Here is a 3,045-nt window from a genome sequence, read left to right as displayed (position 1 = left end):
TTTGCTTGCAGCCTCCGTCCTGGCAATAGGAATTGGGATTCACTATGGACTGGGAACCGAGTTCCCTAACTACGGGAAGCTGGTGCGAACATTTGCCCTCCTTGCAGTAGGTACACTCTATCTTACCCTGCTTATCACCCCACTGTACGATTGTTTCCCTAAGCTTCCGTACCGTGGGTTGGTTGTTAAGGCCCGCCGGGCCATGGGTGTGAGTGTTGTCATGTTCTCAACGCTCCACCTTTACTTTGCTTTCTACAAACAGCTTGGTGGCTGGGTGGGTTTGCCCTACCTTGAGCAGCGCTACGTAGTGGCAATTACGGTGGCCGCCATTGCGAGCTGTATCCTGTGGCTTATGGCACTCACGTCCTTCGACAGTATGGTGAGAAAGTTGGGCCCACTTTGGAAGCGTCTGCATCGTTTAGTGTATACAGCCGGCTTCCTTATTATCTTCCATGCACTTAGTATCGGCACGCATTTTGTGGACCTTCGCTCCGCACCGGCACGCATCATGCTCCTTTTGGTATTTGCCCTCTTTGTACTAGAAGCGCTTCGCCTGGACCGCAGGGTGCGTCCCAAAGGGACGCGTATTGGTATCTTTACCCTGGGTACGGTGGCTGTGACGGGATACACGTTGGCCGCATATGCAGGCACTCCAGTAAACGGGGTTTCCGTACATACGCAACACTCGGCGAATACGTTTGTCATGCCAGGTATGCAAAAGAATGACATGAGCACGCGGTATACGGTGAATATCGTGAGTAATCCGGTAAAACCTGTTCCTGGACAACCGGTTGCCATGACCATTACGTTCTACAACGCCATCACTGGCCAGAAGGTAAGCAAGTTTACCCAGGCCTATGAGAAGTTTCTCCATATGGTGGTGGTAAACAACGGCCTTACCTCGTTTGAGCATCTCCATCCCGCCACTACGGCGGAGGGTTCATTTGAACTGACCCATACCTTTAAGGAAGAAGGTACGTACAGGATGTACTTCAATTTCCATCCCTTCCAGGCACCCGAGCAAATTGTCGGTCAAACAGTGGTAGTGGGCACGCCTTCGTCACAGCCAGTTGCGGAAGCCCTCACGGCAGACATTGCGCAATCCCGCACCGTTGATGCTTATACGGTTAGCCTCTCCGGAACGGACAACCTGCGCACTGCCGATGCCTCCGCCGGTACCCAGCCTATAACGTTTAGCGTCTTTAAGGGTGCAGAGCCGGCAAGCCTAGCACCATACTTGGGTGCCTTTGGGCATCTCACCATGATCAATACGGACACGTACGAGTTTGTACATGCCCATCCGGCAGTGACTACGCCACCAAAGCCAGAGGACCGTTCAGGGCCGGATGTCTCGTTTATCCCTATGGGACTCTATGCCCCGCTTAAGCCAGGCACCTACCGCATCTTTGGTGAGTTTGCCCCCGATGGTACGTACATAGTGGTGCCCTTTACCGTAAAAGTTCAGTAATGAAGCACGTACTTCTCCTTGCCATCTTTTTGTTGATGCCAGGCGTGGCATCTGCCCACCAGCTGGCCACAGACCGCACCATTGGTGCCGTACTTCATATCAACCCTTCTGACGATCCTATTGCAGGGGAAGAATCGGGTTTCTATTTCGAATTTCAAGATACTGACAATAAATTTTCGTTTGCGCATTGTCAGTGCACGGCAGTTGTCAGGCATAACAATACAGAACTGGCGAGTAGGGAGCTTACGCAGGCAAGTAGTACTTCCGGCACTTTTTCCTATGCACTGCCGGAGAGGGGTGCCTATGAAATTGTGGTAATCGGCATTCCACAGGAGCCAGGTTACTTTCAACCCTTCAGTTTGTCGTACGCAGTGCGGGTTGGGCGGGGGGAGCGCACTACAAAAAATGTGCCTGCTTACGTGTGGGTAGGAGGCACATGTGCGGCTGTGCTTGCGCTAGGGGCGCTTGCTTTTGCCAGTCGTCCGCGTGCGAAGGTGACCAACCCACAGGGCGGTGGCACCGGCAATGAGGGCAAGAAGGGCAAGTAGCCCGCCAAGGATCCAGTTCCGGGTAACGAGTGGCGTGGAAGATACGGTATTAGGCCCAGGTAGCGTGCTGTTTTCCAGCTGGACCGTGGCATCCGTAAAAAAGCCATTCTTATCGGTGATGCGGACAACTGGCTGCACCGTGCTGAAGATGGACTGGTAAGTAACGTTTACCTTTGCATCTTTGGCCACTTGCTTGTTGCCTAGGTCCCACATGTAGGAGGCGATAGGGGCCGAGCCTTCGGTTGATTTTGACGCATCCAGCGTGACCCGCTTAGTGAAGTCGGTGAGGAGGCTGTCGGTATAGAGGTCCTTAGTGGCGCGTCCGTTTACGGAAAGGGCGGGCTGGGGCAGCTTATAATCGGCTGCAGGGACGATATTAATGTAGAGGGTACTGAGAAGTTGGGACGGGTCAGTGGCACGCGTATCTTTACTGGTGATAGTGATCACCTTACTGCCAATTGTTTGGTACGTGTGCTTAACCTCAGTGCCAGTGGCTTTTATGCCATCGCCCATTTCCCACTGGAAGGTATAAAAAGGCAGTTCTTCTGGGAAGAGGGGAAGGGCATCAGTAGCAAGGCTGAACGTGAGTTCGCTTTGGACTAGATAAGATTTTGGAGCCGCATCTTGGGGAAGGGCGAAATCGGTCATCGAGCTAAACCCGACTGGGTAATAGAGTGCCGCTTCGCCATTCACGAAGGTGAACGGAGGTTGCCCTGGTAAGTGCGCAGCAGCGGTAGCGGGGAAAAGGAGGAGTGCTGCTACGGCAATGAGGAGCCGTGTGTATTTCATAATGATGGACACCTAAGAAGGTGTTATTCCAGCATTTGCTAGGTTAACAGAAAGATTTGGGGGATGCTACAGGGGAAGTGGTTAGCCGGAGAATATTGCGGGTAACGGGAAGACGCTCACTTTCTTATGCCTTTCGTTTCATAACGAAGCGGCATAGAAGCGTTGCGCTAACCCCGCTTTCGCCTACGGCTCAATAGGTATAGGCGTGGTCGAACTGAGCCCTCATCCCGTATACCACTT

3 protein-coding genes are annotated in these 3,045 nt (G+C 52.9%); 2 read left to right on the top strand and 1 reads right to left on the bottom strand.

The window, feature by feature from the left end; all coding sequences use genetic code 11:
• Both VLA04_06850 and VLA04_06845 read left to right on the top strand, forming a co-directional pair.
• The coding region (locus VLA04_06850; protein ID HSI21373.1) for a ferric reductase-like transmembrane domain-containing protein at positions 1 to 1,468 on the top strand (1,468 nt) is incomplete at its 5' end.
• Positions 1,468 to 2,016, top strand: a complete 549-nt coding sequence (locus tag VLA04_06845) for a hypothetical protein (GenBank protein HSI21372.1) — start codon at positions 1,468 to 1,470, stop codon at positions 2,014 to 2,016. The genes VLA04_06850 and VLA04_06845, both read left to right, overlap by 1 nt.
• Here the strand turns inward: VLA04_06845 and VLA04_06840 are convergent.
• On the bottom strand, positions 1,924 to 2,805 hold the full coding sequence (locus VLA04_06840) for a PKD domain-containing protein (protein HSI21371.1): 882 nt from the start codon (positions 2,803 to 2,805) through the stop codon (positions 1,924 to 1,926). The genes VLA04_06845 and VLA04_06840 overlap by 93 nt on opposite strands.
• Between the last annotated feature and the right edge of the window lie 240 nt (positions 2,806 to 3,045).

Source organism: Verrucomicrobiia bacterium, from assembly GCA_035460805.1.
Classification (GTDB): domain Bacteria; phylum Patescibacteriota; class UBA1384; order CAILIB01; family CAILIB01; genus DATHWI01.
The sequence above is the reverse complement of the archived record's forward strand: the minus strand, read 5'-3'. Positions and strand labels throughout refer to the sequence as shown.